The 6,105-nt window shown below is 72.6% G+C and carries 7 protein-coding genes, 1 rRNA gene and 1 pseudogene; 2 read left to right on the forward strand and 7 right to left on the reverse strand.

The window, feature by feature from the left end:
* Window positions 1-729 (forward strand): annotated as a pseudogene (locus FNQ90_RS09820) (type IV secretory system conjugative DNA transfer family protein); the annotation flags it as partial.
* An 18-nt stretch (window positions 730-747) separates the two neighbouring features.
* On the opposite strand, the gene FNQ90_RS09825 reads toward FNQ90_RS09820, so the two are convergent.
* Complete coding sequence (locus tag FNQ90_RS09825) at window positions 748-1,203, reverse strand: winged helix-turn-helix transcriptional regulator (RefSeq protein ID WP_194432382.1); 456 nt, start codon at window positions 1,201-1,203, stop codon at window positions 748-750.
* Window positions 1,204-1,362: 159 nt separating this feature from the next.
* Here FNQ90_RS09825 and FNQ90_RS09830 point away from each other — a divergent pair, with 159 nt between their 5' ends.
* Entirely contained in the window at window positions 1,363-2,229 is an 867-nt protein-coding gene (locus FNQ90_RS09830; protein ID WP_182606018.1) for an aldo/keto reductase family oxidoreductase, read from the forward strand.
* 214 nt (window positions 2,230-2,443) lie between these two features.
* Here FNQ90_RS09830 and FNQ90_RS09835 read toward each other — a convergent pair whose 3' ends face one another.
* The 6 genes from FNQ90_RS09835 to rrf all read right to left on the reverse strand — a co-directional run bounded on the left by FNQ90_RS09835 (window position 2,444) and on the right by rrf (window position 6,097).
* Window positions 2,444-2,944, reverse strand: coding sequence for a nuclear transport factor 2 family protein (locus tag FNQ90_RS09835; RefSeq protein WP_228471012.1), 501 nt, complete (start codon window positions 2,942-2,944; stop codon window positions 2,444-2,446).
* A 40-nt stretch (window positions 2,945-2,984) separates the two neighbouring features.
* Window positions 2,985-3,854: an RNA polymerase sigma-70 factor gene (locus tag FNQ90_RS09840; protein WP_182606019.1), complete on the reverse strand. Its 870-nt coding sequence runs from the start codon at window positions 3,852-3,854 to the stop codon at window positions 2,985-2,987.
* Entirely contained in the window at window positions 3,851-4,480 is a 630-nt protein-coding gene (locus FNQ90_RS09845) for a carboxymuconolactone decarboxylase family protein (protein WP_182606020.1), read from the reverse strand. The genes FNQ90_RS09840 and FNQ90_RS09845 overlap by 4 nt, the downstream gene beginning before the upstream one ends.
* 91 nt (window positions 4,481-4,571) lie before the next feature.
* Complete coding sequence (locus FNQ90_RS09850; protein ID WP_182606021.1) at window positions 4,572-5,144, reverse strand: GNAT family N-acetyltransferase; 573 nt, start codon at window positions 5,142-5,144, stop codon at window positions 4,572-4,574.
* Window positions 5,145-5,264: 120 nt separating this feature from the next.
* Window positions 5,265-5,816, reverse strand: a complete 552-nt coding sequence (locus FNQ90_RS09855; RefSeq protein ID WP_228454221.1) for a GNAT family N-acetyltransferase — start codon at window positions 5,814-5,816, stop codon at window positions 5,265-5,267.
* 164 nt (window positions 5,817-5,980) lie between these two features.
* A 5S ribosomal RNA gene (gene rrf / locus FNQ90_RS09860) occupies window positions 5,981-6,097 on the reverse strand.
* Window positions 6,098-6,105 lie beyond the last annotated feature (8 nt).

The raw sequence follows: 6,105 nt of genomic DNA on the forward strand, positions 1-6,105 counted from the left end.
CCGCCACACGTCCCGACACCCGACCCGACGCCCGACCCGACACCGGCGTCTCCCGCCCCGGCGGACGCCGCCGGGGCGGTGGCCTCCGCCCCCGGCCCGCTGGTCGTGACGGATCCCGACGGCACCCTGTACGACCGCACCGCCCGCCGCCGCTCGCGGCTGGGACCGGTGCACGTCTACGACCCCGAACACCGCGTCGACACCCCCGTGAGGCTGCGCTGGGGCCCCGAACGGGGCTGCGCCGACCCCCTCGTCGCCCGGCGCCGCGCGAAGGCCCTGCTGACCCCCGTACGGCCCACCGAGCCCGTCTTCGCCCTGGACGCGGAAGCCGCCGAGACCCTGCTGCGATGCTTCCTGCACGCCGCAGCCCTCGACGGCGCCGACTGCCGACGGGTCCAGCGCTGGGCACGCTCCGGCGGCGGCGACGCGGCCCGGATCCTGCGCGCCCACCCCCGGGTCTCCCCCGGCATGTCCATGGAGCTGGAGGGCGCCCTGGGCTCCCACCCCGGACGACGGGACGCGGGCCTGGCCCTGGTCGCCCGCTCCCTGGAGGCGCTGGAACGGGTGAACGTCCGCCACTCCTGCTCCCCCGGCCGGGCCGACACCATCGCCCTGGAGAACATCGCCGGTGAGGGTGCCACCCTCTACGTGGTCGGCGACGACCCCGCCACCGCCCCCCTGCGCGGCGCACTGCTCGACTCCCTGGACACCCTCCCCCACCTGCCCTGAGCGGCGGCCGGGGTCCGATCAGTCGGCGCCGGCGTGGGTATCGGCGCCGGTATCGGCGTCGTACGTCGCCCGGTGGGCGATCACCTCGTCCATGTGGGTCTCGGCCCACGTCTTCAGGCCGCGCACCACCCGGTACAGCGACACCCCCCGCTCGGTCAGCTCGTACGTGACCGTGACGGGCACGGTGGGCACCACGGTGCGGCCGACGAGGCCGTCCCGCTCCAGTGAGCGCAACGTCTGGGTGAGCATCTTCTGGCTGACCCCCGCCAGCGTGCGGGCCAGCTCCGAGTAGCGCATCGGCCGGGGCTCACCGCCACAGTCACCCCCGGGCCCGGGCTCCCCGCCGCCGAGGGCGGAAAGGACCAGCGCGACCCACTTGCCGGAGATCCGGTTGAGCAGGTCACGGCTGGGACAGGCCGCCAGGAAGGCGTCGTACTCCACCCTGGCGCGGGCCCGCCGCTGGGCCGCCGTCATCGTCGTCACCGCACGCTCCTCCGCCCACCCCGGGGTTCCCTACGCACTTTCAGGTGCCTACTTCCTTTCAGAATGCCATGTCACCAGGCTGGAGCGGGAACCGCGGCACACCCCCGCGGCACACCTCGGCAGCACACGACGAAAGGCAGAGGTACGACCATGTCCTCCCCCGCACTCCCCGGCGGAACCCTGCTCCAGGGTGATCTGACCCTCTCCCGGTTCGGCTACGGCGCCATGCAGCTCGCCGGACCCGGCGTCATGGGGCCGCCGGCCGATCGCGACGCCGCGCTCGCCGTCCTCCGTGAGGTCGTGGAGCTCGGGATCACGCACATCGACACCGCCGGCGTGTACGGACCGCGCTTCACCAACCGGCTCATCCGGGAGGCGCTGCACCCCTATCCCGAAACCCTGCACGTGGCGACCAAGGTGGGCGCCGAGCGCGACGAACAGGGCGGTTGGCCCCCGGCCCGGGAGCCCGGGGACCTGCGTCGTGCCGTCCACGAGAACCTGGAGGACCTCGGCCTCGAGGTACTCGATCTGGTCAACCTCCGACTCGGGAATGCCATGGGGCCCCAACCCGAGTCGGTCGCAACCGCCTTCGAAACACTCGTCGAGCTCCGGCAGGAGGGCCTGATCCGGCACCTCGGCGTGAGCAACGCGACGGCGGAGCAGGTCGCCGAGGCACGCTCGATCGCACCGATCGTGTGCGTGCAGAACATGTACAACCTCGCCCACCGACAGGACGACAAGTTGATCGACGAACTCGCCGACGAGGGCATCGCCTACGTGCCCTTCTTCCCCCTCGGCGGATTCAGCCCCCTGCAGTCCTCGGCGCTCTCCGCCGTGGCCGCCCGGCTGAACGCGACGCCGATGTCCGTCGCCCTGGCCTGGCTGTTGCAGCGGTCGCCGAACATCCTGCTGATCCCCGGCACCTCCTCCCTCGCACACCTGCGCGAGAACGTCGCCGGCGCGGGGCTCCGACTCTCCCCCGAGGACCTCGCCGAACTCGACACGATCGGCAGGTGAGGCGGCCGCGAGACGAACCGCCGCGGACGACGGTGCGACCGTGACGTTCCGGGACCGGGGAACCCGGGCGGGATCCACCCCCACGGCCCCGGGTTCCCGGGTTCCCGGGTTCCCGGGTTCCCGGGTTCCCGGGTTCCCGGGTTCCCGGGTCGAGCTGATCGGGTCCGGCGGATACCCGGGCCCGTCGGCCCCTGCCGGGGATGGCTTGGGCACCTCACCCCGGCAGGGGCCGGGTCCACGGGGCACGCCAGGCGGGGGCGGCGTCCCCGCCGACCGTCACCCAGTACTCCGTCCCCGCCACCACCAGGCCCCCGCGCACGGTCCAGAAGGAGGCCACCCGGAAGACACCCACACCCTCCTGCGGCACCTCCACCTCCGAGACCACCCGCTCTCCCGCCGGGTCGGCCAGCACGTCCAGCACCCGGATGGACCAGCCCTCGGGGTACTCGCGGTTGACCGCGACGAAGGCGTTCCGGCCGACGATCCGCTCCCCCGTCGCCGGCCAGTCGATCACCGCGTCCGGCGCGATCAGCGCCCCGAGGCCGGACCAGTCCCGCGCCTCCATCCGCCGCCACAGCTCGACCACGCACTCCCGCGGCGACAGCGATCCGGCGGAGCCGATCCCGACCGCCGGGGAAGCGGTGGAGAAGCCCGGGGCCGGGCCGGACGGGGATAGTGGGTTCGGCGGGACGGGCGGAGAGGTGTGCGCGGTCATGGGTCCACCCTGCCGGCCGACACCGACACCGGCACCCGGCTCACCGGCGGAGCGCCACCTCCTCACCGACCCGCGTCAGCTTCTCCGGGTTCCGCACCGCGTGGACCCGGGTGATCCGCCCCTCCTCGATCACCACGCCCGCCACCGCGATCAGCTCCCCCCACAGGACGAGCCGCATGCCCGGCTCACCGTTGAGGAGGATCGGTGTCACCTCCAGTCCGGGCTCCCGCTCCGCCAGCCCGGCCAGGAGCGGTGCCACCCGGTGCGCGCCCTCGATCGGCCGCCTGGCCGCCCGGGCGATCCCGCCGCCGTCGGCCACCACGACCACGTCCGGGGCGAGCACGTCCAACAACCCGCGCAGGTCACCCTCCCGGACGGCGGCCATGAACCGCTCGACCACCGCCTCCCGTTCTGCGCGGTCCACCCGGTTCCGGGGCCGCCGCGCGGCCACGTGTTCCCGGGCCCGGTGAGCGATCTGCCGCACCGCCGTCGGGGTCCTTCCCACCGCGACGGCGATCTCCGCGTACGGGACGTCGAAGACCTCCCGCAGCACGAACACCGCCCGCTCGGTGGGCCGCAGGGTCTCCAACACGGTCAGCATCGCCAACGAGACGCTCTCCGCGAGTTCGATGTCCTCGGCCACGTCGGGGCCGGTCAACAGCGGCTCGGGCAGCCACTCGCCGACATACTCCTCGCGCCGCCGGGCCACGGTCCGCAGCCGGTTGAGCGCCTGCCGGGTCACGATCCGCACCAGATAGGCGCGCGGTTCGCGCACCTTCTCCCGCTCCGCGCCCGCCCACCGCAGCCAGGTCTCCTGCACCACGTCCTCGGCGTCGGCGGCGGAGCCCAGCATCTCGTAGGCGACCGTGAAGAGCAGGCCGCGGTGGGTGACGAACGGATCATCGGTCACGACGGCGTGTCCGTCCCCGGCGCCCTTCCCGTGCCGGTCCGTTCGGCGAGCGGACTCAGCCCGCAGGAGGCGGCCAGCCCCTGCGCCCGGATACCGAGGGCCACGTTCATCCGGGCCGTCATGTTCGCCAGCGCGATCCAGGCGGTCAACTCGATCAGCGCCGGCGCGCCGAGTCCCTCGAGCAGCCGGGCCGAGAGCTCGTCGGTCACCGCCGGCGGGGTGCGGCTCATGGCCTCGGCGTACTCCAGCACGTCCCGCTCCAGGGGGGTGAAGACATCGGACTCCCGCCACCGGGGCACCTCACGGGCCCGGGTCTCGTCGAGCCCCTCGTGGCGGGTGCGGAAGTACCCGAGGTCGAGGCAGAATCCGCACCCGATGAAGGAGGCCACCGCCATGTGGGCGAAGGCCTTCAGATCCTCGTCGCACTCGCTCCACGCGGCGGCCTTCCGGCCCGCCCGCAGGCCGAATCCCAGTACCCCCCGGTGGTGCCACATCACCCCCAGCGGCTCGACCACCTCGCCGAACATCCTCGTGCTGAGCCTCTTCGCCACGGCGCCCCGCAGGCCGGTGATCTCGGCCGGCGGAACGCGGGTGCTCCCGGTGTCGGTGTCGGTGTCGGTGTCCATGGATATCCCCATCCGCTCGTGACTCGTCGCTGTTCCTCGCTTCCGACACGAGGACACCGCCCGACGCCGATGTGTGACACCCGGTCGGCGGTCAGCCGCTCTCGGGGAGGAACACCCCGGTCGTGGCACGGGTCGGGGACCAGGAGGCGGAGGGCCGGGGGGCGAGCGCCATCTCCCACGCCCGCTCGGGCTCGCGACCGGGGAGGGGGTGATCCTCCGGGACCTCCTCACTGCGACCCGTGGGCTCAAAACCCAGGGCCTCGTAGCAACGGGCGGCCCGGTGGTTGCGCTCGTGCACGAACAGCCGCACCTCGCGCCCGGCGGCGCGGTCGACGGCCTCCCCCAGCAGTTTCCGGGCCAACCCCGTACCGCGATACTCCGGCCGCGCGTAGACCCCGACCAACTGGACGTGATCTCCGGTGTCCTCGGCACGCACGAGCAGCACCACCATGCCCAGCAGTTCCGGTCCCTCCTCCCGCAGGTTCTCCGCGACGAGGGTGAGGGCGTCGGCTCGCGGGGTGGCGCGCCGCTGCCACTCCTCCCGGGGAAGATTGAGGGCGTCCCGGTATCGCTCGTAGAAGGCGAGGGGCGCCACGGGATCACGCAGGGCGGTCAGGCGCAGCACACGAAGAGCGCGCCAATCACGCGCTTCGGTGTGTCGCACCACAAAAGCCGCCATCCCCCGATGCTCGCAGCACATCGCCCCGGGGAACAAGCACCGCCCGCACATCACCGTTCGCGCCGATGGGACGGGCCGCCCACGGGCACCGGGACGGGGCGGAACTCAGCCCGGGAGGATCCAGGTCACCAGCGCGTGGATGCGTCCCTTCATCGGCCGGTGGAAGAGGGGCACGTCGGCGGGGACGAAGCCGGCGGATCGGGCCACTCCGAGGCTGGGGCCGTTCTCCGGATCGATGCGCAGAATCACCCGCTCGAACCCCAGCTCGCGGCGGGCCAGTTCGGCGCAGAGCACCAGGGCACCGGAGGCCAGGCCCATCCCCCGGTGCGCGGGGCCGATGGCGTATCCCAGTTCGGCGGTACCGGGTTCGTCGGGGTCACGCATCAGGCCGATCTCGCCACGTGGCACCCGCTCCTCGCCGGGCAGGGTGACTGCCAGCTGGAGGCCGACGCCACCGGCGGCCAAGCGGTGCGACCGGGCGATCCGGGCCCGGGCGGCGTTGAGATCGAAGGGCGAGGGGAGGGCGGTCCAGCGGGCCACCTCGGGATCGTCGAAGAGCGCCGGCATCCGGGGAAGGTCGTGCAGTTCCCAGGGACGCAGGGAGACGTTCGTACCGACGATCCGCACGTCCGGGGGGAAACTCGCCAACATCACCATGATCGTCACCCCGAACCAACCACTCGTGGAACCTCACCCCGACCGGGAGACCGGGGGAAGAGGGGAGCCTACCCCGACAGGTCTTCCCGATTCCGTTTTCGGGCACAAAAAAGCGTGGCGTGTCGGAACCCGAGGGTTCACGACACGCCACGCTTTCAATGATTGTTCGGCGGCGACCTACTCTCCCACACGGTCCCCCATGCAGTACCATCGGCGCGGAAAGGCTTAGCTTCCGGGTTCGGAATGTAACCGGGCGTTTCCCCTTCGCCATGACCACCGAAACACTGTG

The sequence above is a fragment of the Streptomyces alkaliphilus genome, from assembly GCF_014141535.1.
GTDB classification, from domain to species: Bacteria; Actinomycetota; Actinomycetes; order Streptomycetales; family Streptomycetaceae; genus Streptomyces; species Streptomyces alkaliphilus.